General features: G+C 71.9%; 23 protein-coding genes. 4 read left to right on the plus strand and 19 right to left on the minus strand.

Annotated features, from left to right (window positions below; translation table 11 throughout):
- Positions 1-223: 223 nt before the first annotated feature.
- The 14 genes from ACIA8F_RS37245 to ACIA8F_RS37310 all read right to left on the minus strand — a co-directional run bounded on the left by ACIA8F_RS37245 (position 224) and on the right by ACIA8F_RS37310 (position 13,887).
- Positions 224-991 carry a sirohydrochlorin chelatase gene (locus tag ACIA8F_RS37245; protein WP_399385472.1) on the minus strand — a complete coding sequence of 256 codons (768 nt, stop codon included), beginning with the start codon at positions 989-991 and terminating at the stop codon, positions 224-226.
- A gap of 4 nt (positions 992-995) precedes the next feature.
- Positions 996-1,898 carry an ABC transporter permease gene (locus ACIA8F_RS37250; RefSeq protein ID WP_399385473.1) on the minus strand — a complete coding sequence of 301 codons (903 nt, stop codon included), beginning with the start codon at positions 1,896-1,898 and terminating at the stop codon, positions 996-998.
- Positions 1,885-2,679, minus strand: a complete 795-nt coding sequence (locus ACIA8F_RS37255; protein WP_399385474.1) for an ABC transporter ATP-binding protein — start codon at positions 2,677-2,679, stop codon at positions 1,885-1,887. Before ACIA8F_RS37255 ends, ACIA8F_RS37250 begins: the two co-directional genes overlap by 14 nt.
- A gap of 77 nt (positions 2,680-2,756) precedes the next feature.
- Positions 2,757-3,875: an aliphatic sulfonate ABC transporter substrate-binding protein gene (locus ACIA8F_RS37260; RefSeq protein ID WP_399385498.1), complete on the minus strand. Its 1,119-nt coding sequence runs from the start codon at positions 3,873-3,875 to the stop codon at positions 2,757-2,759.
- 220 nt (positions 3,876-4,095) lie between these two features.
- Complete coding sequence (locus ACIA8F_RS37265) at positions 4,096-5,436, minus strand: sulfate adenylyltransferase subunit 1 (RefSeq protein ID WP_399385475.1); 1,341 nt, start codon at positions 5,434-5,436, stop codon at positions 4,096-4,098.
- Positions 5,437-5,438: 2 nt separating this feature from the next.
- On the minus strand, positions 5,439-6,377 hold the full coding sequence (gene cysD / locus ACIA8F_RS37270) for a sulfate adenylyltransferase subunit CysD (RefSeq protein WP_399385476.1): 939 nt from the start codon (positions 6,375-6,377) through the stop codon (positions 5,439-5,441).
- Positions 6,374-6,919 (minus strand): adenylyl-sulfate kinase, encoded by a 546-nt coding sequence (gene cysC / locus ACIA8F_RS37275; RefSeq protein ID WP_399385499.1) that lies wholly within the window; start codon positions 6,917-6,919, stop codon positions 6,374-6,376. Before cysC ends, cysD begins: the two co-directional genes overlap by 4 nt.
- Before the next feature lie 53 nt (positions 6,920-6,972).
- Positions 6,973-7,680, minus strand: a complete 708-nt coding sequence (locus ACIA8F_RS37280; RefSeq protein WP_399385477.1) for a phosphoadenylyl-sulfate reductase — start codon at positions 7,678-7,680, stop codon at positions 6,973-6,975.
- Complete coding sequence (locus ACIA8F_RS37285) at positions 7,677-7,856, minus strand: DpnI domain-containing protein (RefSeq protein ID WP_214956597.1); 180 nt, start codon at positions 7,854-7,856, stop codon at positions 7,677-7,679. The genes ACIA8F_RS37280 and ACIA8F_RS37285 overlap by 4 nt, the downstream gene beginning before the upstream one ends.
- Positions 7,853-9,556, minus strand: a complete 1,704-nt coding sequence (locus ACIA8F_RS37290; RefSeq protein ID WP_399385478.1) for a nitrite/sulfite reductase — start codon at positions 9,554-9,556, stop codon at positions 7,853-7,855. Before ACIA8F_RS37290 ends, ACIA8F_RS37285 begins: the two co-directional genes overlap by 4 nt.
- A gap of 207 nt (positions 9,557-9,763) precedes the next feature.
- Positions 9,764-9,919, minus strand: a complete 156-nt coding sequence (locus ACIA8F_RS37295) for a putative leader peptide (RefSeq protein ID WP_351382296.1) — start codon at positions 9,917-9,919, stop codon at positions 9,764-9,766.
- Between the two features lie 70 nt (positions 9,920-9,989).
- Positions 9,990-10,553 (minus strand): GNAT family N-acetyltransferase, encoded by a 564-nt coding sequence (locus tag ACIA8F_RS37300; protein WP_399385479.1) that lies wholly within the window; start codon positions 10,551-10,553, stop codon positions 9,990-9,992.
- Between the two features lie 5 nt (positions 10,554-10,558).
- Positions 10,559-11,824, minus strand: coding sequence for a GAF domain-containing protein (locus ACIA8F_RS37305; RefSeq protein WP_399385500.1), 1,266 nt, complete (start codon positions 11,822-11,824; stop codon positions 10,559-10,561).
- A gap of 395 nt (positions 11,825-12,219) precedes the next feature.
- A complete protein-coding gene (locus ACIA8F_RS37310; protein WP_399385480.1) occupies positions 12,220-13,887 on the minus strand; it encodes an acyl-CoA dehydrogenase family protein in 1,668 nt (555 codons plus the stop codon).
- A gap of 17 nt (positions 13,888-13,904) precedes the next feature.
- Between ACIA8F_RS37310 and ACIA8F_RS37315 the strand changes: the two genes are divergently transcribed.
- Complete coding sequence (locus ACIA8F_RS37315) at positions 13,905-15,029, plus strand: YihY/virulence factor BrkB family protein (protein ID WP_399385481.1); 1,125 nt, start codon at positions 13,905-13,907, stop codon at positions 15,027-15,029.
- A 32-nt stretch (positions 15,030-15,061) separates the two neighbouring features.
- The gene (locus tag ACIA8F_RS37320) at positions 15,062-15,832 is read left to right on the plus strand and encodes a helix-turn-helix domain-containing protein (protein WP_399385482.1); all 771 of its coding nucleotides are present in this window, start codon (positions 15,062-15,064) and stop codon (positions 15,830-15,832) included.
- Here ACIA8F_RS37320 and ACIA8F_RS37325 read toward each other — a convergent pair.
- Complete coding sequence (locus ACIA8F_RS37325) at positions 15,763-16,164, minus strand: VOC family protein (protein WP_399385483.1); 402 nt, start codon at positions 16,162-16,164, stop codon at positions 15,763-15,765. The two genes, ACIA8F_RS37320 and ACIA8F_RS37325, sit on opposite strands and share 70 nt — an antisense overlap.
- Positions 16,165-16,252: 88 nt before the next feature.
- Positions 16,253-17,023: a TetR family transcriptional regulator gene (locus ACIA8F_RS37330; protein WP_399385484.1), complete on the minus strand. Its 771-nt coding sequence runs from the start codon at positions 17,021-17,023 to the stop codon at positions 16,253-16,255.
- 401 nt (positions 17,024-17,424) lie between these two features.
- Here ACIA8F_RS37330 and rsgA point away from each other — a divergent pair, with 401 nt between their 5' ends.
- On the plus strand, positions 17,425-18,561 hold the full coding sequence (gene rsgA, locus ACIA8F_RS37335; protein WP_399385485.1) for a ribosome small subunit-dependent GTPase A: 1,137 nt from the start codon (positions 17,425-17,427) through the stop codon (positions 18,559-18,561).
- A 74-nt stretch (positions 18,562-18,635) separates the two neighbouring features.
- Here rsgA and ACIA8F_RS37340 read toward each other — a convergent pair whose 3' ends face one another.
- From ACIA8F_RS37340 to ACIA8F_RS37350, 3 genes are all read right to left on the minus strand, one after another.
- Complete coding sequence (locus ACIA8F_RS37340; protein ID WP_399385486.1) at positions 18,636-19,040, minus strand: PPOX class F420-dependent oxidoreductase; 405 nt, start codon at positions 19,038-19,040, stop codon at positions 18,636-18,638.
- 83 nt (positions 19,041-19,123) lie between these two features.
- Entirely contained in the window at positions 19,124-19,615 is a 492-nt protein-coding gene (locus ACIA8F_RS37345) for a DUF456 domain-containing protein (RefSeq protein ID WP_399385487.1), read from the minus strand.
- Between the two features lie 24 nt (positions 19,616-19,639).
- Positions 19,640-20,617, minus strand: coding sequence for a helix-turn-helix domain-containing protein (locus ACIA8F_RS37350; protein WP_399385501.1), 978 nt, complete (start codon positions 20,615-20,617; stop codon positions 19,640-19,642).
- A gap of 201 nt (positions 20,618-20,818) precedes the next feature.
- On the opposite strand from ACIA8F_RS37350, the gene ACIA8F_RS37355 reads away from it, so the two are divergent.
- On the plus strand, positions 20,819-24,619 hold the full coding sequence (locus ACIA8F_RS37355; protein ID WP_399385488.1) for a S8 family peptidase: 3,801 nt from the start codon (positions 20,819-20,821) through the stop codon (positions 24,617-24,619).
- Positions 24,620-24,681 lie beyond the last annotated feature (62 nt).

Raw genomic sequence — 24,681 nt, forward strand, 5'->3', positions numbered from 1 at the left:
TCAAACGCCGGAGGGGATGGTGTGCCGCTGCGCGGCACACCAGCCCGCCCCGCGCACATCCAGCCGGAGGCCGGCCAAACTCAGCCCCTCCGGCGTTTGAGGAGCGGGGGTCCGGGGGCTGGCCCCCGGGAACGGCGCCGCGCGCGGCAACGGGTCCGGGGCGCAGCCCCGGGGAACGGGCGAAGGGTGGGTAGGGGACTTCGCCCCGAGCAGCGGCAGGGGGTCAGGCCGCCAGGGCCGGGAGGTGGGTCGGGGTTGCCGCGTCGAACCTGCGGAGCAGCAGGCGGGCCAGTTCCGGGGAGGGGCCGAGGACGGCCGCGATCACGTCGGCCCCCGCGGCTTCGGCGCCCGCCGCGATGCGGTCGGGGAGCCGGCCGGGGGCGATGACGTAGGGGGCCACCGCGATCCGGCGGACGCCCTCCGCGCGCAGGGCCCGTACGGCGTCTTCCGTACGGGGCAGAACAGCGGAGGCGAACGCAGGCCGCACGGCGCACCAACCGGTGTGCCGCCACTCCCGCGCGGTTTCAGCGATCACTGCGATCGCCTCCGGGTCGGAGGAACCGGCGGACGCGAGCACCACACCGGTGGTGGCGCGGTCCGCCGGGGTGAGGCCGGCTTCCCACAGCCTGCGCTCGAGGGTCGCCAGCAGCAGCGGCGACGGTCCGAGCACGTCCGCGATCCGGACCGAGAGGTCCGGCAGGTGGGACGTGGCTCCGGCGAGCACCGCCGGGATGTCGGACTTCGCGTGGAACGCCCTCGTCAGGAGGAGGGGGAGCGCCACGATCTCGCGTACTCCGGAGAGGTGGAGCGAGGCCACCGCCTGGTCGACGGTCGGGGTGTCGAAGTCGAGGAACGCGGTCTCCACGCGCAGCCCCGGCCGCATCGCCCGCACCCGGCGGGTGAGGGCGTGCACGGTCGCCGCGTGCCGCGGGTCGCGGCTGCCGTGGGCGATGACCAGCAGCGCGGGGGAGTGCGTGACGTGCGCGGACACGTGATCAGCTCTTGACCAGCAGGCCGCGGGTGCGCAGCACCCACCGCTCGACCGGGCTGAAGATCAGCAGGTCGATGGCGATGCCGACGACCAGGATCAGGATGATCGCGAGGAACACGCCGGGCAGGTCGATGTTGTTGCGGCCGTTCTCGAGGAGCTGGCCCAGGCCCAGACCGAGGTCGGGGGAGCTGGCGATGATCTCGGCGGCCATCAGCGAGCGCCAGGAGAAGGCCCAGCCCTGCTTGAGGCCGGCCAGGTAACCGGGCAGCGCGGCCGGCATGACCACGTGCCAGGCGCCGCGCAGGCCGGTGGCGCCCAGGGTGCGGCCGGCCCGCAGGAACAGCGGCGGGATCTGGTCGATGCCGGAGACGAGGCCGTTGGCGATCGACGGCACGGCGCCGAGCAGGATGACGGTGTACATCATCGCGTCGTTGAGCCCGAACCAGAGCACCGCCGGGGGCACCCAGGCGACCGAGGGCAGCGACTGCAGGCCCTGCAGGATCGGGCCGATCGCGGCGCGGACGAACTTCACCCGGGCGACGAGCAGTCCGAGCGGGGTACCGATGGCCAGGGCCAGCAGGAAGCCGAGCAGACCGCGCGAGACGCTGGTCCAGATGACCTCCAGCAGGGTGCCCTTGGCCCACATGTGGGTCAGGCTGTCCCAGACGGAGGACAGGGCGGGGAGCTTCGTCTCCTCGGTGATGTGCGCGGCGACGAGGACCTGCCAGACGAGGAGGACCAGGCCGACGGCGAGGACCGGCGGCAGGACCTTCTTGACGAGGACCTCGCGGACCGGGGTGCGGTGCGTCTGGACGGCGTCGAGCGCGTCGAGGCCCGCCTCCAGTCCTGCGAGGTCGTCCGGCTTGGCCTTGGACTGGACTTCGGCGGTGGTGTCAGTGCTGGCCATGGCGGCGGATCTCCCCACGCAGGTGTTCGGTGATCTCAAGGGACAGTTCCGCGACGTCCGCGTCCTCGATGCGGCGCGGCTGCGGGATGTCCACGGTCCACTCCTTCGCGACCCGGCCGGGCCGCGAGGACAGCAGGACCACGCGCTGCGCGAGCCGTACGGCCTCGCGGACGTTGTGCGTGACGAACAGGACGGACAGGTTCGTCTCTTCCCAGATGCGGGTGAGCTCTCCGTGCAGCACGTCGCGGGTGATGGCGTCGAGCGCCGCGAACGGCTCGTCCATCAGCAGCAGCTGGCTGTCCTGGGCGAGCGCCCGGGCCAGGGCCACGCGCTGGCGCATGCCGCCGGACAGCTCGTGGACCCGCTTGCCGTACGAGCCGCCGAGCCGGACCAGCTCCAGCAGCCGCTCGGCCTCGGACTTGCGGTCGGCCTTGGCCACCCCGCGCAGGCGCAGGGCGAGTTCGATGTTCTTGCCCGCGGTGAGCCACGGGAAGAGGGCGTGCTCCTGGAACATCAGGGCCGGACGGCCGCCGGGGGTCTCGATCGACCCCGCGGACGGCGCGTCCAGTCCGGCGACCAGGTTGAGCAGGGTGGACTTTCCACAGCCCGAGGCACCCAGGATGGTGACGAACTCTCCGGGAGCGACATCGAGGCTGATGTCGTCCAGGACGAGCTGCGATCCGGCCGGGCCGGAGAAGGACTTCGAGACGTGCTCGATCCGAGCGGCGTGGGTCTGCTCCGCTACGGTGCCCTCGGCAGCCTTGGCAAGCATGGTGGCCATGGTCGTCACCTCCTGGGATTCGGGACGGGGTACTGAAGGGTTGCTGAACGAATTGCTGAAGAGCGGTGCCGGAGGGGCTACTTGACGCCGAGACCGGCGTCGGAGACCTCGGGCTTGCCGGCGGCCTTGAGCACCTTGTTCAGGAGCTTCAGGTCGTAGATGCCGTTCAGGTCGGGCTGCTCGATGAGCTTGGCCTTGACCGCCCAGTCCGACTCGGTCTTCAGGGTGCTCGCCAGCGGGTCGTCGGTGACGAGGATGCTCGGCCACGCCGGGTCGATGACCGCCGCTTCGAGTTCCTTGCCGCTCAGGGCCTTCAGCGCGGCGTTGGCGGAGGCCTTCGCCTTGTCCTGGTTGGCGTTGATCCACTCGTTGGTCTTGACCGTGCCCTTGAGCACCGCCTCGACGACGTCCGCGTGCTCGGTGAGGAACTTCTGCGACACGATGATGTTCGTGATCACGAACTTCTTGTCGGGCCACAGGTCGGTCTCGTCGAGGAGCACCTTGGCGCCCTCGGAGACGAGCTTGGAGGCCGTGGGCTCCGGCACCCAGGCGCCGTCGATCGAGCCCTGCTTGAAGGCGTCCGGGGTGACCTTGTTGTCCGTGCGGACGACGGAGACGTCACCCTTGCCGGACTCCGGGTCGACCGACCAGCCCTTCTCGGCGATCCAGTTGAGGAACGCGACGTCCTGCGTGTTCCCCTTCTGCGGGGTGGCGATCTTCTTGCCCTTGAGGTCGTCCAGGGTCTTGACCTTCTCCGGGTTCACGACCAGCTTCACGCCGCCCGAGGCGGAGCCGGAGATGATCCGCAGGTTGGAGCCCTTGGACTTCACGTAGGCGTTGATCGACGGCGAGGGGCCGATGAAGCCGATGTCGAGAGAGCCGCCGTTGAGGGCTTCGATCTCGGAGGGGCCGGCGTTGAAGGTCTGCGGCTTGATCGTGGTGCCGTTCAGCTCCTTGGCGATCAGGCCTTCCTGGATGCCGACCAGCGCCGTGGCGTGGGTCAGGTTCGGGAAGTAGCCGATGCGCACCTCGGAGGCCGACAGCTTCTTGCCGGAGTCGTCGGCGACGTTCGCCTTGGGAGCGTCGTCCTTCTTGGCCTCGGAGCCGTAGCCGCACGAGGCGAGGGCGCCGATCAGGAGCGGCAGGGCGGCAGCGGCGGCGATGCTGCGGTGCAGGGTCTTACGCGGGGTACCGATGGCAGGCACGGGAGGGCTTCCTCTCGTAGCGTCGTGTCACGACGCACGTCTTCGTTTGCTCAACAAGGGCAGGTAGGGCTCGTGGGGGGTGTGGGCGCGCAAGCGGTGCGCGTACGTCATCACGCACATCGCCCCACACCTCCCTGGCCGCTGCCGAGGGAGCCGCTGCCTACGCGGCCGCCCTCCTTCGCGAAGGTGGAGTAGATATCGGCAAGCATGATCAGAAGTCCCACCCTTCTTCATCGGCCTGAACGGTGGTCTGGGCCTGGGAGGCGAAGGATTCGCCGACCATGCCCGCCGCCAGGGTCGTGCCGTCCGCCGGGTCGATCAGCAGGAAGGACCCGGTCCGGCGCGAGTCGGCGTACGAGTCGAGCGCGAGCGGCTCGGCGGTACGGACGACGACTCGGCCGATGTCATTGGCCACCAGCTGCCCGGGGTTCGGGTGCTGGGACAGGTCGTCCAGGGTCAGCCGCGAGGGGATCTCCTTGACGATCGCCTTCACCGTGCGCGTCGTGTGCTTGATCAGCACCCGGGCGCCCACGGCGAGGGGCTGGTCCGCCACGTGGCAGACCGTCGCCACGACGTCCTGCGTGGTGGCGGGGGAGCTCGACGACGGCGCGATCAGGTCGCCGCGCGAGATGTCGATGTCGTCCTTGAGGCGCAGGGTCACCGACTGCGGGGCCCACGCGATGTCGACGCTCTCACCGAGCGCGTCGATGCCCTCGATGACCGAGGTGCGGCCCGACGGCAGGACGGTGACGGCCTCGCCGACGCGCAGCACGCCGGAGGCGATCTGGCCCGCGTAGCCCCGGTAGTCGGGGTGCTCGGCGGTCTGCGGACGGATCACGTACTGCACCGGGAAACGCGCCGGGCAGGCGGTCAGGTCGTGGCTGACGGGGACGGTCTCCAGGTGCTCCAGCACCGTGGGGCCGCCGTACCAGTCCATGTGCGCGGAGGGCTCCACCACGTTGTCGCCGGCCAGGGCCGAGATCGGGATCGCGGTGATTTCCGGGACGCCCAGGCCCGTGGCGTACGCGGTGAACTCCTCGGCGATCGAGGCGAAGACGGCCTCCTCGTAGCCCACCAGGTCCATCTTGTTGACGGCGAGGACCACGTGCGGGACCCGGAGCAGGGCCGCCACGGCGGCATGCCGGCGGGTCTGCTCGATCACGCCGTTGCGGGCGTCGACCAGCACCACGGCCAGGTCGGCGGTGGAGGCTCCGGTGACCATGTTGCGGGTGTACTGCACGTGCCCGGGGGTGTCGGCCAGGATGAACCGGCGCCGGGCGGTGGCGAAGTAGCGGTAGGCCACGTCGATGGTGATGCCCTGCTCTCGCTCGGCCCGCAGGCCGTCGGTGAGCAGCGCCAGGTCGGGGGTTTCCTGACCGCGGCTGGCGGAGACCCGCTCCACGGCTTCCAGCTGGTCGGTCAGGACCGACTTGGAGTCGTGCAGGAGGCGTCCGACGAGGGTGGACTTGCCGTCGTCGACGGAGCCCGCGGTGGCGAAGCGCAGCAGCGTGGTCGCCGACAGATCGGCGAACTGCTCGGTGGTGGAGGTCATGTCTAGAAGTACCCTTCGCGCTTGCGGTCTTCCATCGCGGCCTCGGACAGCTTGTCGTCGGCGCGGGTCGCGCCCCGCTCGGTGAGCCGGGAGGCGGCGATTTCGGTGATCACGGCGTCCAGCGTGGTGGCGTCGGAGTCGACGGCGCCGGTGCAGGACATATCACCGACGGTGCGGTAGCGGATCAGGCGGGTCTCGGTGGTCTCGCCCTCCTTGGCGCCGCCCCATTCGCCGGCCGTCAGCCACATGCCGTTGCGCTGGAAGACCTCGCGCTCGTGGGCGAAGTAGATCTCCGGAAGCTCGATCTCCTCGCGGGCGATGTACTGCCACACGTCCAGCTCGGTCCAGTTGGAGAGCGGGAAGACGCGCACGTGCTCGCCCGCCGCGTGACGGCCGTTGTAGAGCTGCCACAGCTCGGGGCGCTGGCGGCGCGGGTCCCACTGGGAGAACTCGTCGCGCAGGGAGAAGACGCGCTCCTTGGCGCGGGCCTTCTCCTCGTCGCGGCGGCCGCCGCCGAAGACCGCGTCGAACTTCAGCTGCTGGATCGCCTCCGTGAGGGGCACGGTCTGCAGCGGGTTGCGGACGCCGTCGGGGCGCTCGCGGAGCTTGCCGGCGTCGATGTACTCCTGGACGGAGGCCACGTGCAGCCGCAGTCCGTGCCGGGCGACCGCGCGGTCGCGGTAGTCCAGGACCTCGGGGAAGTTGTGGCCGGTGTCCACGTGGAGCAGGGTGAACGGCACCGGCGCCGGTGCGAAGGCCTTCAGCGCCAGGTGCAGCATGACGATGGAGTCCTTGCCGCCGGAGAACAGGATCACCGGCTTCTCGAACTCGCCCGCCACCTCGCGGAAGATGTGCACGGCCTCCGATTCGAGGGCGTCGAGGTGCGACAGCGCGTAGGGCGCGTCCGTCCCTTCGTGGACGTGTGCGACGGTGGCGGTCATGCCAGACCCCTCTCGGTGAGCAGAGCGTGCAGGGCCGAAGCCGACTCCTGTACGGACTGCGTGTGCGACTCGATACGGAGGTCCGGGGACTCCGGTGCCTCGTACGGGTCGTCGACCCCGGTCAGACCGGAGATCTCGCCCGCCGCCTGCTTGGCGTACAGGCCCTTCACGTCACGCTCGGAGCACACCTCCACCGGAGTGGCCACGTGCACTTCGAGGTAGCGCGTGCCCTCGGCGGCGTGCCGCTTGCGGACGGCCTCGCGGCTATCGGCGAACGGCGCGATCACCGGGACGAGCGCCTTGACGCCGTTGGACGCCAGGAGTTCGGCGACGAAGCCGATCCGCTGCACGTTGGTGTGCCGGTCCTCACGGCCGAAGCCGAGGCCGGCGGAGAGGAACTCGCGGATCTCGTCGCCGTCGAGGACCTCCACGCGGTGGCCCTCGGCGCGCAGCCGCTCGGCCAGCGCGTAGGCGATGGTGGTCTTGCCCGCGCTCGGCAGCCCGGTCAGCCACACGGTGGCGCCCTGGTCGCTCACGCTCATCTGGTTCGTCTCCGTCGGTTCCGTACGTTCGTTGGTCGTGCTGGTGGCCGTCATCAGCCGTGCAGTCCGCACTCGGTCTTGCCGCGCCCGGCCCAGCGGCCGGCGCGGGCGTCCTCGCCCTCCGCCACCCGGCGGGTGCAGGGGGCGCAGCCGACGGAGGCGTAACCGTCCATCAGCAGCGGGTTGGTGAGCACACCGTGCTCCAGGACGTACGCGTCCACGTCGTCCTGGGTCCAGCGGGCGATCGGCGAGACCTTGACCTTCTGCCGCTTCTCGTCCCAGCCGACCACCGGGGTGTTCGCCCGGGTCGGGGACTCGTCGCGGCGCAGGCCCGTGGCCCAGGCGTCGTACGCGGTCAGGCCCTCTTCGAGCGGCTTGACCTTGCGCAGCGCGCAGCACAGGTCGGGGTCGCGGTCGTGCAGCTTCGGGCCGTACTCGGCGTCCTGCTCGGCGACGCTCCGGCGCGGGGTGAGCGTGATGACGTTGACGTCCATCACGGCCTCGACCGCGTCGCGGGTGCCGATGGTCTCCTCGAAGTGGTAGCCCGTGTCGAGGAAGACCACGTCCACGCCGGGGAAGGCGCGGGAGGCGAGGTGGGCGACGACCGCGTCCTCCATGGAGGAGGTCACGGCGAACTTCTTGCCGAAGGTCTCGGCCGCCCAGGTGAGGATCTCCAGCGGGGTGGAGTCCTCGAGGTCGCGGCCCGCCTGCTCGGCCAGTACCTGCAGGTTCTTGAGATCCGTGTCCTGAATCGTGGTCATATCTCGTCCCCTCCAGCATCGTTGGACTGAACACCCCGGGCCAGCAGCCCGAGGTACTTCAGCTGGAAGGCTCGATTGCAGGCCCGGCATTCCCAGGCGCCGTGACCTGTTTCGTTCGGGAACAGGTCCTCGTCGCCGCAGTACGGGCAGTAGAAGGGTGCGGCGCGCTCGCTCACGACAGGTCCTCGTCCTTGGCACGGGTGACCCAGCTGGCGAAGCGCTCGCCGTCCTCGCGCTGCTTCTCGAAGCGCGTGACGACCCGCTCGACGTAGTCCGGCAGGCCGGCCGAGGTGACCTTGAGCCCGCGGACCTTGCGGCCGAAACCGGCCTCCAGTCCGAGTGCGCCGCCCAGGTGGACCTGATAGCCCTCGACCTGGTTGCCCTCGTCGTCCAGGACCAGCTGGCCCTTGAGACCGATGTCCGCCACCTGGATACGGGCGCAGGCGTTCGGGCAGCCGTTGATGTTGATGGTGAGCGGCTCGGCGAACCCGGGCAGGCGGCGCTCCAGCTCGTCGATCAGCGAGGCGCCACGCGCCTTCGTCTCGACGATGGCCAGCTTGCAGAACTCGATGCCGGTGCAGGCCATCGTGCCGCGGCGGAACGGGGACGGGTTGACCCGCAGGTCCAGCGCCTCCAGGGCCGCGACGACCGAGTCGACCTGGCCGGCCTCGATGTCGAGCACGATCATCTTCTGCTCGGCGGTGGTGCGCAGCCGGCCGGAACCGTGCTGCTCGGCGACGGCGGCGATCTTCGTCAGGGTGGCGCCGTCGACACGGCCCACGCGGGGCGCGAAGCCGACGTAGAACTTGCCGTCCTGCTGCTGGTGCACGCCCACGTGGTCGCGCCACTGGCCGCTGGGCTGCTCGGGCGCGGGGCCGTCGGTCAGCTTGCGCTTCAGGTACTCGTCCTCCAGGACCTGGCGGAACTTGGCCGGGCCCCAGTCGGCGACGAGGAACTTCAGGCGGGCGCGGGTGCGCAGCCGGCGGTAGCCGTAGTCGCGGAAGATCGAGATGACGCCCTCGTAGATGTCCGGGACCTCGTCGAGCGAGACCCAGGTGCCCAGGCGCACACCCAGCTTAGGGTTGGTGGAGAGGCCGCCGCCGACCCAGACGTCGAAGCCGGGGCCGTGCTCGGGGTGGTTCACACCGACGAACGCGATGTCGTTGATCTCGTGCGCCACGTCGAGCAGCGGCGAACCGGAGATCGCGGACTTGAACTTGCGGGGCAGGTTCGAGAAGGCGGGGTTGCCCACGATGCGGGCATAGATCTCGTCGATCGCGGGGGTGCCGTCGATGATCTCGTCCAGCGCGATGCCGGCGACGGGCGAACCGAGGATCACGCGGGGGGTGTCACCGCAGGCCTCGGTGGTCGAGAGGCCGACGGCCTCCAGACGGCGCCAGATCTCCGGGACGTCCTCGATGCGGATCCAGTGGTACTGCACGTTCTGCCGGTCCGTGAGGTCGGCGGTGCCGCGGGCGAACTCCTCGGAGATCTCGCCGATGACGCGCAGCTGCTCGGTGGTCAGCCGGCCGCCGTCGATGCGGACGCGCAGCATGAAGTACTTGTCGTCCAGCTCCTCCGGCTCCAGGATCGCGGTCTTGCCGCCGTCGATCCCGGGCTTGCGCTGGGTGTAGAGGCCCCACCAGCGCATGCGGCCGCGCAGGTCGTTGGGGTCGATCGAGTCGAAGCCCGCCTTGGAGTAGATGTTCTCGATGCGCGCCCGCACATTGAGACCGTCGTCGTCCTTCTTGAACTGCTCGTTGCCGTTGAGGGGCGTGTGGTGTCCGACGGCCCACTGGCCCTCACCGCGGTGACGGCCGGTCTTGCGGCGCGCGGCGGGTGCGGCGGCTGCGGTCGTATCGGGGGTGGCGGCCATGGCGGTACGTCCTTCTTGGGCGGCTCGAGGCAGGGGCAGGGGAGCGGCGGCGTGACCCCTGGCGCGCGTGGAGCGGATGTGGCTGTTCCGTCGCCTTTTTGGGGCGACGGCCGGCCTACAGGGGACTGCGGTGATGGCTGACGGCGAGCGGCGTGTTCTCGCCCGCGGCGACGTCGGTGCGGGGCGCTGTCGCGGCGGTGCTGTGCGTCAGCGCGCCGGACAGATGGCGCTGGACATGCGGCCGAGGTCGACGTGCCGCCGACTCACCAAGGCAATTCCAGCTCCGTTCATGGGGGGAAGCGTGGCATGTGGCGATTGGAGGAGTCCACTACTGTCCACGATGCGGACGAACTCGTCTCGCATGGCAAGATGTCCGTGATGGGCGTCACCCCACCGGCCCCTTTGGGCCCGTCCGTCCCCTTGTCCCGTGGGGCTACGCGCCCGGCCAGGGGCCCGGAGTGGGGGCGACGGCCTTCTCCTCCGTCTCCTCCTTGAAGACCTTGAAGCCGCGCCGGAGGTAGTTCGCCATGGCGGTCGGGCCGTCGTCGCTGCACGTGTGCAGCCAGACGCGGCGCGTCGGGGCCAGCTCCGGCCAGCGCTCGGCCAGCGACCAGGCCCGCTCGATGCCCACGGTCAGCAGGTGGCCGCCGATGCGCCGCCCCCGGAATTCGGGGAGCAGGCCGAAGTACATGATCTCCACCACGCCGTCGGGCTGCGGGTCGAGTTCCACGTACCCCGCCGGGGTGCCGCGGTCGTACGCCACCCACGTCTCCACGCCCGGACGGTCCAGCTGCTCCACCCACTGCGCGCGGGTCAGCGACAGCCGGTCGGTCCAGTGGATGTCGCCGCCCACGGAGGCGTAGAGGAACCGGCTGAATTCGGGGGAGGGGACCTCCGACCGGACGATCCGGATCTCCGGGCCCGGGACGGCCGCCGCGACGAGGTCGGACGGCGCGTTCATTTCCAGGGACCAGGTGGTCAGTGTGCTCGTGCTCATGGACGTCAGGGAATCATGCCGCTCCCCGCCGGGCCCAGCCGGGCGCTGATCACCGCCGGGGCCGTGGAGTGCGGCAGCAGCGCGGCAGGGTTCGCCGGGCGGATCAGCTCCACCTCCACGTCGTGCGCGAAGCGGTACGGGCGGTGGGCCAGCACCCCGCCGAGGTTGCGGCGCACCCGGGAGATCTCCGCGCGGACGGTCACCGTGCGCGTCGGATCCCCGAACAGCTCCTGCGCGAGCTCCGCCGCCGAGCGCCCCCGCGGGGACTCGGCCAGCAGGAACAGCAGCTCCGCGTGGCGCGGGCTCAGCTCCTGCGACCAGCTGCCCGCGGCCCCGTAGACGGTGGCCCGCCACGCCCCCGGGCAGCTGAGGTCGAGGACGACGCGTGCCGCCGCCCCGGCGCCGGTCCGGGCCTCCGTGACGTTCACCAGCCAGCCGCCGGGCAGCGGCTCCACCAGGCAGTCGCCGAGCTGCGGCACCCACACCCGGCCCGGGCCGAAGCCCTTGGGCAGCGGGATCCGCTCCGTCGGGGCGAGCCCCGTGACGGCCGCCGTCCACCCGTTGCCGTCCACGGCCAGGGCCCGCCCCGGCATTCGGGCCAGCAGCGGGGAGGCCACCGCCCGCAGCCGTTCCAGCGACTCCAGGTGGCGCACCCGCAGCTCCCGCTCCGCGAGCCGGGCCACCGAGCTCACCCACGCCAGGGTCGCCGGATGCATGGTGGCCAGCGGCCCGCTGACGTCGAGGACCCCGATCAGCTGCCCGTCGCGGGGGTCCCGTACGGGGGCTCCGGCGCAGGTCCAGTCGTGGTGGCTGGAGACGAAGTGCTCCGCCGAGAACACCTGGACCGGTCTGCGCGTCACCAGGGCGGTGCCGACCCCGTTGGTGCCGACCACCGCCTCGTCCCAGTGGGCGCCCACCCCGAAGCCCAGCCGGTCCGCGTTGCGCAGGATCGAGGCGTGGCCCTCCCGCCACAGCAGCCGCCCGTCGGCGTCGGCGACGACCATGATGTGCAGGGCCTCGTCCAGGGAGGGGAGCAGCCCTTCGCGCAGGACGGGCAGCAGATCCCGTAGCGGAGAGGTCTGGCGCCGCTCCTCGGTCTCGGCGGCCGACAGCATCCGCGAGCGGCTGTCCCGGTCGGGGTGGACCCCGCCCGCCATCATCCGGCGCCAGGACTCCGCGATCTCCGGGCGCGGCGCGGCCGGCGGACGGTCCCCGGCCAGCGCGGCCGCCCGTACGCCTTTGAGCAGGCGCGCGGCTTCCCGCGCGTCCATGGCCGAGATGCGTGCCGCATCGACCGTGCTGGCCGTGGTGTGGACCACCGGAACCTCCCCGTGCCGAACGTGCGTACGACGGTTCCCGCCCCGGCGGTCCGTCCGGTGCGCGCCGCTTCCAGGCGAGGACCGGAGCACCCGCGGCGCGGTTCCGAGTCAAAGGTTGCAACGTCTTGCAACTCTCGCCAAGTCCCGGTCGGTCGATCGAAACTGTGCGCACGTCGCCGAGCGACGTGACAGCTCCTTCCTCGGGGCTTCCGGATCAGGGGTGGTGCCGAGTCGGCGCGGCGCCATCCCTGTTCCTGGTCAACGGGCCCGGATCCCGCACCACAGAGCTTTTCGGAGGGTTGGGGCCCTCCGCATCAGCCTCGCTTCCGGAGGGTTGGGGCCCTCCGCTAGCCCGCGATCCGGGCCCGTTCCACCACCGATCCCAGATCCAGACTGTGCGGCAGCGTGCCGAAGGCCGCGCCCCAGTCACCGCCCAGGCGCGAGGCGCAGAAGGCATCGGCCACCTCCGGCGGGGCCCAGCGCACCAGCAGGGATCCCTGAAGCACCAGGGCCATCCGCTCCACGACCCGCCGGGCCCGCGCCTCGATGCCCTCCAGGTCGGCGAGCTCGGTCAGCAGGTTCTTGATGGCCGAATCCAGCCGGTGGTCGGCGCCGCGCGCCAGGCCCACCTCCTGGAGGAAGGCGTTCAGCGCCATCGGCTCGCGCTGCAGGGCGCGCAGCACGTCCAGGGCCTGGACGTTGCCCGACCCCTCCCAGATGGAGTTCAGCGGGGACTCGCGCAGCAGCCGGGGCATCCCCGACTCCTCGACGTAGCCGTTTCCGCCCAGACACTCCAGGGCCTCCGCCACCATCGGCGTACAGCGCTTGGTCACCCAGTACTTCGCGACGGGCACCGCGATGCGCAGGAAGGCCCGCTCCTGCTCGCTGCCCGAGCTCTGGACCGCGTCGTACGCGGCCGCGAGGCGGAGCATGAGGGTGGTGGCGGCCTCCGACTCCAGGGCCAGGTCGGCGAGCACGTTGCGCATCAGCGGCTGGTCGATGAGCGGCGCTCCGAAAGCAGAGCGGTGCTCTGCGTGGTGGACCGCCTGGGTCAGCGCCTGCCGCATCAGCGAGGCCGAACCGATCACGCAGTCCAGCCGGGTCGCCGCGACCATCTCGATGATGGTCCGCACCCCCCGGCCCTCCTCGCCCACCCGCCGCGCCCACGTCCCGTCGAACTCCACCTCGCTCGACGCGTTCGACCGGTTGCCCAGCTTGTCCTTCAGCCGCTGGATCGCGAAGACGTTCCGGGTCCCGTCCGGCAGCACCCGCGGCACCAGGAAGCAGGTCAGGCTGTCCCGTCCGGAGGGGGATGCCTGGGCCAGGACCAGGAACCCGTCGCTCATCGGCGCCGAGCAGAACCACTTGTGCCCCGTCAGCAGGTACTCGCCCGAGGCGTCCAGCGCTGCCGCCGCCGTCGTGTTCGCCCGGACGTCGCTGCCGCCCTGCTTCTCCGTCATGCCCATCCCGAAGAGCACCCCGGCCTTCTGGCCGGCCGGCCGCAGCCCCTCCTCGTACACGTGCGAGGTCAGCCGGGGCTCCCACTCGGCCGCCAGCTCCGGATCGGTCCGCAGCGCCGGTACCGCCGCGTGCGTCATCGAGACCGGGCACCCGTGCCCCGCCTCCGCCTGCGACCACACGAAGAACCCGGCCGCCCGCCGCAGATGGCCCGCCGGCCGCCCCCACGCGTCGGTGAGCCCGGCGCCCACGGCGTGCCCGAGCAGCCGGTGCCACGAGGGATGGAACTCCACCTCGTCGATCCGGTTGCCGTACCGGTCGTGGGTCCGCAGCTTCGGCGGGTTCTCGTTCGCCTGCGTCCCCCAGTCCTGCGCCTGCCGGGACCCGGCCGCACGCCCCAGATCCGAGAGTTCCTCCCTTGCCTCCGCGGCGAGTTCGGGCGCGGCGTCCGCGAGGTGCCGCTCCACGCCCTCGCTCAGGACCCGGTCGCTGCCGTATACGTCGTGCCCCACGAGCGGCGGGGCCTGATTGCTGACTGTGTGGGTGGTGGCTGCCATGCCGATACCGTAAGGACGTGCAGCACGCGAAAGAAACACCTGAGCGGATTCCGGGACGCCTCCACCGGGCCCGCGCCCTCTACCGCAACGTCTCCAAGCGCAAGATGGCGTGGCTGCTGCTCAAGGACACCGTGAACTCGTGCATCGAGTACCGGATCCTCGGACTCGCCGCCGAGGCGGCCTTCTTCACCCTGCTCTCGCTGCCCCCGCTCTTCCTGGGCCTGCTGGGCCTCCTCGGGTACGTGGACGGCTGGTCGGGCGGTACGACCGTCGCCAGCATCGAGGAGAACATCCTGCGCGCGGTGGGCACCGTGCTCTCCGACCGGGGCGTCAACGACATCGCCAAACCGATGCTCGACGACGTCACCGGCCGCGGCCGCCCCGACCTCATCTCCCTCGGCTTCGCCTTCGCCCTCTGGTCGGGCTCGCGCGCCGTCAACGTCTTCATCGACACCATCACCGTCATGTACGGACTCGACGGCCAGCGCGGCATCGTCAAGACCCGGCTGCTCGCCTTCGTCCTCTACGTGATCGCCCTGCTGATCGGCGCCATCGTGCTGCCGCTGATGGTGGTCGGCCCGGACGCGGTGGTGCGGGTGCTGCCCTGGAGCACCGAGGTGATCGCGGTCCTGTACTGGCCCGTCGTCACGCTGCTCTCCATCGCCTTCCTGACCACGCTCTACCACGTCTCCGTCCCGGTCCGCTCGCCCTGGATCGAGGACGTGCCCGGCGCGCTGGTCGCCCTCGCCATGTGGGTGCTCGGCTCCTTCCTGCTGCGGATCTACCTCACCAACACGGTGGAGGGGCCGACCATCTACGGATCGCTGGCCGCCCCCGTGGCGATCCTGCTGTGGATCGGCATCTCGGCCTTCGCCGTCCTCGTCGGGGCCGCCGTCAACGCCGCGATCGACCGGGTCTGGCCCTCGGTGGCCACCGCGGCCGCGCGCGAGGCGAACGAGCGGGTCCGCGAGGCGGAGGCCGCCCAGCTGGTGGCCCGGGCGGCCGCCTGGCGGGCCATGGCCGAAGGGGAGTCGGAGGACGACGAGGGCGACGAGGACGGGGGCATGCCCTCCGAGTTCCCGGAGCGCTGGTCGAAGTTCCTGCCGCCCGAGGACTACCACTCCCGGCTGCGCAAGCACTGACGAGCCGCCGCCCGCCGCCGTAGCCTGGTGACGTGGCGGAACCCGCGCGAACCGTACCCGGCCCGGGGTACGAGGAACGGCCGTCCCGGACGGTCGCCGGAGCGGTGCTCTGGCGGGCCGGCGGGACCGGCGGCGGCGCCGTGCTGCCCGACGGGTGCATGGACCTGCTGTGGGTGGACGGGCGGCTCCTGGTGGCCGGACCCGACACCGCCGCGCACCCCGCCGGAGAGGTCCCGGGCTCCGGCTTCGCCGGGATCCGGCTCGCCCCCGGCGCGGCGCCCGCGCTGCTCGGCGTACCGGCCCGCGTTCTGCGGGACCGGCGGGTCGAGCTGGCCGACCTGTGGCCCGCCGCCGAGGTACGGCGCCTCACCGCACGCGTGGGCTCGTACGGGGATCCCCGCGCGGGACTGGACGAGCTGGCCCGGCTCCGCACGGCCGACGGCGGGCTCCCGGACCCGCTCGTCACGGAGGTCGCGGCCCGGCTGCGGGCCGGGCAGGGCGTGGCCGCGGTCGCGGGCGCGGTCGGCCTGGGGGAGCGCCGGCTGCACCGCCGCTCGCTCGACGCCTTCGGCTACGGGCCCCGCACCCTGGGGCGGATCCTGCGCCTCCAGCGGGCCCTGGCGCTGACCCGGCGCGGGCTGCCGCAGGCGGCGGTCGCGGCGGCGGCCGGATACGCCGACCAGGCCCACTACACCCGCGAGGTGCGGGCCCTGGCCGGGACCACGCCCGGTGCCTACGCGGCCGGATCCGCCGGCGCGAAGAGGGAGGTCCCGGAGCCGTCGGGATCCAGCACGACGGCGTAGCGCTGCCCCCAGAAGGCGTCCCAGGGCTTCAGGTGGCCCGTGTGCCCGGCCTCCGTGAGCTCCGCGTACAGCGCGTCCACCTCGGCGGGGGAGTCGCACAGGAAGGCCAGCCCCACCCGGCCGTCGCTCGTGGGGCGGGTCCAGGACGGGTCGAAGGAGCGGATGACCTCCTCCGTGTCCCAGCCGATCCGCTGGCCGCCCGGGAGGACGGCCTCGACGTGCGGCTGGGAGTCGGCCTCGGCGGGCACGTCGATGCCGAGGCGGCGGTAGAAGGCGAGCGATGCGGCCATGTCGGAGACGATGATGCCGATCATGTCGAGTCGGGGAGTCATGAACTCACCCTAGGCACGCCGGGCCCGGCCGGTCTTGAACGCATCGGACACGGGCGGGGCGCGCACGCTCCCGTCGCGTCGCGTCCGGTCACTCGGATTCCTCCTCCTGGGGGAGGTGCCGGTAGACCGTGGCCCGGGAGACGCCGAGGGCGGCGGCGATCGCGGTGGCCCCGCTGCCGGCGGCGTGCATCCGGCGGGCGGCCTCGATCATGGCCGGGCTCATGGCGGCGGGCCGCCCGCGGCGGCCGCCGGGAGCGGGCCGGGCGGGGCCGGCGCCGTCCGGGTGCGGGCCGTCGAGGAGGCGGCGCACTCCGTCCAGGACGGCCTCGCGCAGGGCCGGGACGGGGGCGTCGGCGAAGAGCACCACCGGATCGGAGAGCATGGCGACGGCCTGGGAGGCCCGTACCCGCTCCGCGAATCCCGGATGCGGGCCCGCCACCAGGAAGTTGGCCCGCAGCACTGCCTCGCGCAGCCGGGCGCAGGCCGGCCCGGGAGCGGCCGGGGCCGTGTCCTGGAGATTCAGGCGGAGCAGCCGGCGGTGCTCCAGCCAGACGTCGAGCACCCCCTCGATGGCGGCCCACCGGGCCCGGTCCGAGCGGCCCGACGCCGCGGCGGGCCCGTCCGGCGCCCCGGCTGCCGCGGCACGGGCCAGGGCGGCCGCCAGATCGCGGAGCATCGGCTCCACGAGGGCGTCGAGGATGTCGGCCTTGCCGGGGAAGTGGTAGAGCACCGCCGGCTTGGAGACGCCCACCCGCTCGGCGATCTCCCGCAGCGAGGTCTCGTGGAAGCCGTGGACCGCGAACAGCTCCATGGAGACCCGCAGGATCCGCCGCCGGGTGTCGGGAGCCGTCTCGGTCACCGGGGCGACGTATGTCTCGTAAAGCGTCTCAGAATCTGCGGTTCTGCTGCTCTCCATGCAGAACACTCTAGTCTCGCTAGCCAACTTGGCCGCGGATTTCCCGGAATCACCCTGACCGTCGGTAAGTTCGAAACTCGGTTTGCGGATACCCGAAAAGGAGGTGGCGCGGGCGCGAGGGTGCTTGTTACGGTGGGGACGTTCCCGCCGAGGACCGGCGCGGGACCACTCGTCAGTACGTATGCAGACCCGGAGGTGAGTTCATTGATGACTGTCATGGCGCAGGGCGTTGCCCGCACTCAGAAGACCATCAATGTCACTTCTGTGGTCTCCGGCTGACCTCACACTTCTCTCGCGCCCGATAGCGGCGCGCACCGCCGGGGCCACCCTGTGAAGGGTTTCCCTTGTCTCTCTCCGCTTTCTCCGCTCCTTCCCTCTCCTCTTCTTCCTCTTCCTCCTCGTCGCTTCCGCACGCCCTGGCCCCCTTCGGCTGGGACGAGGCGTGGGCGGCCGAGTTCGCCCCGTACGCGGACCAGGGCCTCCTGCCCGGCCGGGTCGTACGGGTCGACCGCGGACAGTGCGACGTCATGACGGCCGAAGGCATCGTCCGCGCCGACACCGCTTTCGTCACCCCCCACGACCCGCTCCGGGTCATCTGCACCGGCGACTGGGCGGTGGTGGAGGCGTACGGCACCCCGCGCTACGTGAAGGCGTACCTGCCGCGCCGGACCGCCTTCGTGCGGTCCACCTCCTCGCAGCGGTCCGAGGGCCAGATCCTCGCCGCGAACGTCGACCACGCGATCATCGCGGTGTCACTCGCGGTCGAACTGGACCTCGGCCGCATCGAGCGGTTCCTCGCGCTCGCCTGGGAATCCGGGGCCCAGCCGCTCGTCGTCCTGACCAAGGCGGACCTCGTCCCCGACCCGGTCACCCTCGGGCACCTCGTCGAGGACGTCGAGGCCACGGCCCCCGGGGTCACGGTCCTCACGGTGTCCTCCGTGACCGGAGAGGGCACGGACGTGCTCGCCGCGGTCGTCGGGAGCGGTACGAGCGTGCTCCTCGGGATCTCCGGTGCGGGCAAGTCCACGCTGGCCAACGCCCTGCTCGGGGAAGAGGTGATGGAGGTCCAGGCGGCCCGCGAGGTCGACGGCAAGGGCCGCCACACCACCACGACGCGCAACCTGCTCGCGCTGCCGGGCGGAGGCGTGCTGATCGACACCCCCGGGCTGCGGGGCGTCGGGCTCTTCGACGCGGAGGCGGGCGTCGGGCAGGTCTTCTCGGAGATCGAGCAGTACGCGGAGCGCTGCCGCTTCCACGACTGCGCGCACGAGGCGGAGCCCGGGTGCGCGGTGACGGCCGCGCTGGCCTCCGGGGAGCTGCCCGAGCGGCGACTGGAGAGCTACCGCAAGCTGCTGCGGGAGAACCAGCGGATCGTCGCCAAGACGGACGCGCGGCTGCGGTCGGAGATCAGGCGCGACTGGAGGCTCCGCTCGGCGGAGGGCCGCGCGAACTATTCCGCGAAGCGCACGGGCCGAGCCTGACCCCTCCCGCCCCGGGGCGGAGCCCCGCGCTCCGCCCCGGGGCGCCGTTCCGTGAGCTGCCCGGCGGGCGCCGGCTAGTCCGTCAGGCCCCAGGCCAGGACGCGGTGCGGGTGGATGCGGATGACCTCCGGGCTGAAGTGGGGGCCCAGGGAGTGGGGCCCCACCTCCAGGGTGGCGTGGCCGCGGATTTCGATGCCGCGGACCGTCCACGGGCGGGTGCTGACCAGGTCGTCCACGACCAGCGACAACAGGGGGTTGCGGGTGAGGTTGCGCCACTTCTTCGTGGTGCCCATTGCCAGGCCGCCCACCAGGACCGTGCCGTCGTCCTGCGGGAAGAACCCCACCGGGTTCGCCTGGGGCTGCCCGGCCGGGTCCACCGTCGCGAGGCGGCCCAGGTGCTGCGAACGCAGGTAGGTCAGCTCGGCCTCGCTGAAACCCGTGAAACCCTTGGAAGCCTTGGACTCCGTCTTCTCCGTCATGGGGATACGGTCCCAGCCGGTCCCGGTCGGCGCATCGGGCCGAGGGCCTAGTCCGGCCTACGCCGTAAGCCCCGTCCGGCGGCCTACGCCCACAGCGCGATGCCCAGCCAGGCACCCACCACCAGCAGGCACGCGAACAGCTCCACCAGCACGCTCGTCCCCACCGCCCGCATCACCGACCGTACCGAGGCCCTGGCCTCCCCGTCGGTGCCCAGGCGGCGGCGCTCGCAGAGGTAGATGCCGCCCACGAAGCCGGGGACCGTGCCGATGACCGGGAGCAGCACGAAGCCCAGTACCGCCCCCGTGCCCGCGTACACCACCATCCGGCGGGTGACGCCGACTCCCCGGAGCCGGCGCGGGGGCAGCTGCCACTTCACCACCTGAACGACCAGCAGCAGCGCCGTCGCGCCCGCCAGCAGGCCCCAGGCCGCCGAGGACTGCTCGTGCAGCGCCCACCACAGGACGCCGGCCCAGACGAGGAGGGTGCCGGGGACGCCGGGGACCAGTACCCCGAGCAATCCGAGCACCAGCACCAGCCCCACCAGCAGCAACTGGGGCAGCTGAGGCAGATCCATTTGCTCAGCCTGCCTGACCTGGGGCTATCGGGCCACCCAGCCCCGCTCGTAGGCGTGCCAGCCGAGCTGGAGCCGGGTCGTGACCCCCGCCAGCTCCATCAGGCCCCTGACCCTCCGCTGCACCGTCCGCAGGCCCAGCTCCAGGTGCTTCGCCACGCTCGCGTCCGTCATCCCGGCCAGGAGGAGGGTGAGGATCTCCAGGTCCGTGGTGTCCGGTCCGCCGGCCGATTCCTCCGGCGCCCCGGTGGAGCCCAGCCGCAGCGGGAGCGACTCCCGCCAGACCGCCTCGAAGAGGCCCATCAGGGACTCCAGCAGCCCCGACGCGTGCACGACCAGCGCCGCCGGCTCCGCCCCGCGGGCCGTCAGCGGGACCATCGCGAGCGTCCGGTCCGCGATGACGAGTTTGGTCGGCACCGCGGCCGACACCCGGATGTGCTCGCCGCGCGCCAGCGCCGTGGAGGCCTCGCGGATCCCGCTGGGCAGGGTCAGCACCTCCCGCTCGATGACCACCCGGTACGCGACGCCCCGCACGGCCGCGCGTTCCTCCGCCTCGTTGTCCGTCCCCGTCACCACCTGCGGCCGGCCGCTGACCAGTGCGCACACCTCCTCCACCGCGCCGAGCTGGAGCTGGTGGAAGCGGTGGGCCACCGCGCTCGCGCCCGTCACCACCTCCACCAGGTCGTACACGGCCGGCTCGGCGGCCTCCGCCCGGTACTCCTCCGCCAGCAGGGCCGCCGCCAGCTCCGCCTGCTCCAGCTCGTGCCGCTGCTGGGTGAGCAGCGCCCCCAGGGCCACCCCGGGCGGAGCCGCCACCCACCGGCCGGGACGGGCGGAGGACTGGGCGGCGAGCCCGTGGCGCTCCAGGTGGCGCAGGGTCCGTTCGGTCTGCTGCACCGGCAGCGTCAACCGGTGTGCGAGGTCCGGTATTTCCGCCGCTCCCAGCGCGACCAGCGCGCGGTAAGCGGACTCCTGTCCTTCGTCGAGACCTATCGCACCCAGCAACTCGTCCACCCAACCCTCTCGGAACCGTTCCTGGCGGGAAGCGGCCACGGCGCAAACCCGCCGCCGACATCATCGCCGCACCCGGCGCCCCTCTGCCAAGGTGGCGCCACCGCAGCACCAACATCCGCTGGCCAGAAGCCATTTACGCGGCGTTTTCGCCGTGCAATGCAGTAGTTGGCCGGAATTCATCTGGGGAGAGCGATGCGCCCGATATCGCGTACGGCACTGGGAGCGGCCATCGCGGCCGTCCTGGCCGTCACGGCCGTGGGCCCGTCCACGGCACAGCCGAGCGACGGAGCGTCCGGAGCAGGGTCCGGCACGGCGAAGAAGGCCCTCACCGGGAGCCGGGAGGCCGCGCAGCAGCCCACCGGCCCCGTCACCGTCACCCTGGTCACCGGTGACCGGATCCTGGTCTCCACCGACGCGCAGGGCCGTACGGCCGCCACCGCCATGCCCCGCGAGGACGGCTCGCAGCCGATCGTGCAGACCCGCCAGGCGGGCAAGGACCTCTACGTCTACCCCGAGAGCGCGGTCAAGGCCCTCGCCGCGGGCAAGGCCGACGAGGAACTCTTCAACGTCACCGGCCTGATCCGGCAGGGCTACGACGACGCTCACGCCAAGAAGCTCCCGCTCATCGCGGTCTACGAGCCCTCCGCGAGCCTGGCGCGCAGCGCCCCGCCCGCTCCGCGCGGCGCCGAGCAGAAGCTGGTCCTCGGCTCCATCGGCGGCGTCGCACTCTCCGCGGACAAGGACAAGGCCACCGACTTCTGGGCCGACGTCACCGGCGCGAACGTCAATCCGCACGCCCGGTCGGCCGCCTCCGCCCCGCTGAAGAAGCTGTGGCTGGACGGCAAGGTCCAGGCGAACCTGGAGCGTTCCACCAAGCAGGTCAACGCGCCGCAGGCGTGGGCCGCCGGCTTCGACGGCACGGGCACCAAGGTCGCCGTCCTCGACACCGGCACCGACCTCGAACACCCCGACCTCAAGGGCCGGGTCACCGCGGCCAAGAACTTCACCGACTCGGACACCGCCGAGGACCGCCAGGGCCACGGCACCCACACCATCTCCACCGTGGGCGGCTCCGGCGCCGCGAGCGGCGGTGCGAAGAAGGGCGTCGCCCCCGGCGCCCAGCTGCTCAGCGGCAAGGTCCTCAACGACTCCGGCTACGGCCTGGACTCCTGGATCATCGCGGGCATGCAGTGGGCCGTGGACAGCAAGGCCGACGTGGTCTCCATGAGCCTGGGCGACCCCTCCCAGCTCTCCTGCGACGACCCGATGGCCGTGGCCACCGAGGCGCTGGCCCAGAGCACCGGCACCCTCTTCGTCATCGCCGCCGGCAACGCCGGCCCCGGCAACAACACCGTCTCCTCGCCCGGTTGTGCGCCCAGCGTGCTGACCGTCGGCGCCGTCGACCGCGACGACAAGACGGCCTCGTTCTCCAGCCGCGGCCCGGCCGGCCTGAACCACACCCTCAAGCCCGAGATCGCCGCCCCCGGCGTCCAGATCTCCGCCGCCAACATGGGCGGCCGCGGGGTGTACGCGTACCAGTCCATGTCCGGTACCTCGATGGCCACCCCGCACGTCGCGGGCGCCGCCGCCATCGTCAAGCAGCGCCACCCCGACTGGACGGCGCAGCAGATCAAGGCCGCGCTGGTCGGCTCCGCCAACACCGGGGTCCCGGGCGACGTACGGGAGACCGGAGGCGGCCGGCTCGACGTCAAGGCCGCCATCGACACCACCGTCACCAGCGCCCCCGCGGTGCAGGGCGGCACCTACAACTGGCCGCAGGACCGCAGCGACCGCACCGGCGTCGAGGTCCCGTACACCAACACGGGGACCAAGCCCGTCACCCTGAACCTCTCCGTGGAGAAGGTCACCGGCAACGACGGCTCCGCCGTCCGCAGCCAGGTCGCCCGCCTGGACCGGCGCACCGTGACCGTCCCGGCCGGCGCCACCGTCAAGGTGCCGCTCGCCCTGGACCCCGCCGCGAAGCTGGAGCGCTCCCAGTACGGGGACGTCACCGGCCGCGTCATCGCCACGGCCAACGGCGTGCACGTCTCCACCCCCTTCTCCCTCTACGTGGAGCCGGAGACGGTGACGGTGCGCGTCAAGCTCATCGACCGTGACGGCAAGCCCGCCGCGGGCCCGTCCTCGCTGGACCTGATCGGCACCGACGACGCCACCGGCGAGCGCCGCTTCAACGAGGGCGCCGCGGACCAGGTGTACCGGGTCCGCCCGGGCTCGTACTTCCTCTCCGCCTTCGTCGGCACCCCCGACGCGGGCGAGGGCGAGCGGATGTACGACTCGCTCACCTACCTCGGCCGTCCGCAGACGGAGATCAAGAAGGACACGGTGATCGTGCTGGACGCCCGCAAGGCGGCCAAGCTGGACATCGCCACCGACAAGCCCTCCGAGGCACGCTCCACCACCCTCTCCTTCGCCCGCTCCTGGGGCGACGCGTGGCTCCACGCCGGCACCGCCATGGGCGGCCGCACCATCCGCGGCTACTACGCCTCCGTCGACGGCAAGGCGAAGGAGGGCGACTTCGAGTTCGGCAGCTACTGGCGGGCGGCCGCCCCGCTGCTCTCCGAACTGAAGGCGAACGGCGGCCCGGTGCTGCACCCGATCACCGCCTCCACCGGCAGCGACAACCTCGACGGCACCGGCAGCGCCCCGCTCGTCAACGCGGGCTCGGGCACGCCCGAGGAGCTCGCCGCCGTGGCCGCCAAGGGCGCGATCGTCCTGGTCAAGGTCACGGACGAGGGCTCGGTCTACGAGATCGCGGGCAACGCGAAGGCGGCGGGAGCCAAGGCCCTCATCGTCCACCGCGAGGCCACCGGCCGCTGGCAGGCCTTCACCGGCTACGCGGGCGGCTCCCTCCCGGTGCTGACCGTCGAATCCGCCGAGGGCAAGGCGCTCGCGGCCAAGCTCGCCAAGGGCGCGGTCACGCTGAGCTGGAAGGGCAGCGCGAAGAGCCCGTACGTCTACAACCTGGCCCAGATCGAGAAGGGTTCGATCCACGGGGACCGCACCTACCGGGTGCGCGACCGCGAGCTGGGCAGCGTGGAATCGGCCTACCAGTCGATGGGCGTCGCCGCCGACTTCATCGACGTGACCGGGGCCTACCGCCCGGTCGGCGCGGCCGTGTACTTCGGCTCCATCGACACCGTCGCGGTACCGGGCAAGCGCACCGAGTACTACTCCGCCGGGGACACCGCCTGGGACCACCTGGTCTCCAGCAGCTTCCCGTGGGGCGAGTTCATGACCGACCAGCAGCGCACGTACAAGGCGGGCTCCAAGCGCGCCGAGAGCTGGTACGACGGGGTCATCGGCCCGGTGGCCTCCCGCGACACCGCGGGCAAGGAGCAGCTGGCCGCCGAGCGGCAGGGCAACCTCATCGGGTTCTCCTCCGCGATGTGGGGCGACACCGGGCACTACGCCCAGCCGGGCGGCTTCGGCGACCTCGGCAACGTCTCGCTCAAGGTCGACGGCGAGTCGCTGGGCGACACCGGCTACCCGTTCGGGGCCTTCGAGGTCCCGGCCCGCGAGGCCACGTACGAACTGACCCAGCAGCTGGAGAAGTTCGGCCAGCCGGCCCGTACCTGGCAGCGCTCGTCGGGGATCCAGACCACCTGGACCTTCCGCTCGAAGCTGGACGAGACGCAGTACTCGCAGCCGCTGCCGGTCATCTTCCCGCGGATCTCCGCCCCGCTGGACGGCCTGAAGACGCTGGCCGCGGCCGACGGCCAGAAGATCGGCCTCTCGGTCAGCGGGCACGCGGGCTACGCGCCCGGTGCGCTCGCGTCGGCGAAGCTGTCGTACTCGTACGACGAGGGCGGCAGCTGGACCGAGGCGAAGGTGAGCGAGCGCGGCGGGCAGTGGACCGCGACCGTGAACCACGCCGGAGCCACGGGCAAGCAGGTCATGCTCAAGGTCGAGCTGACCGACAAGAACGGCGCAACCGTCACCCAGATGGTCGCGCGGGCGTACGACATTCGCTAAGTCGTACGACATAGAGCAGGGGGGTCCATCGGACGGCGGTCCGATGGGCCCCCCTTTTTCCT

The sequence above is a fragment of the Streptomyces sp. NPDC051563 genome (genome assembly GCF_044454225.1).
GTDB lineage: Bacteria > Actinomycetota > Actinomycetes > Streptomycetales > Streptomycetaceae > Streptomyces.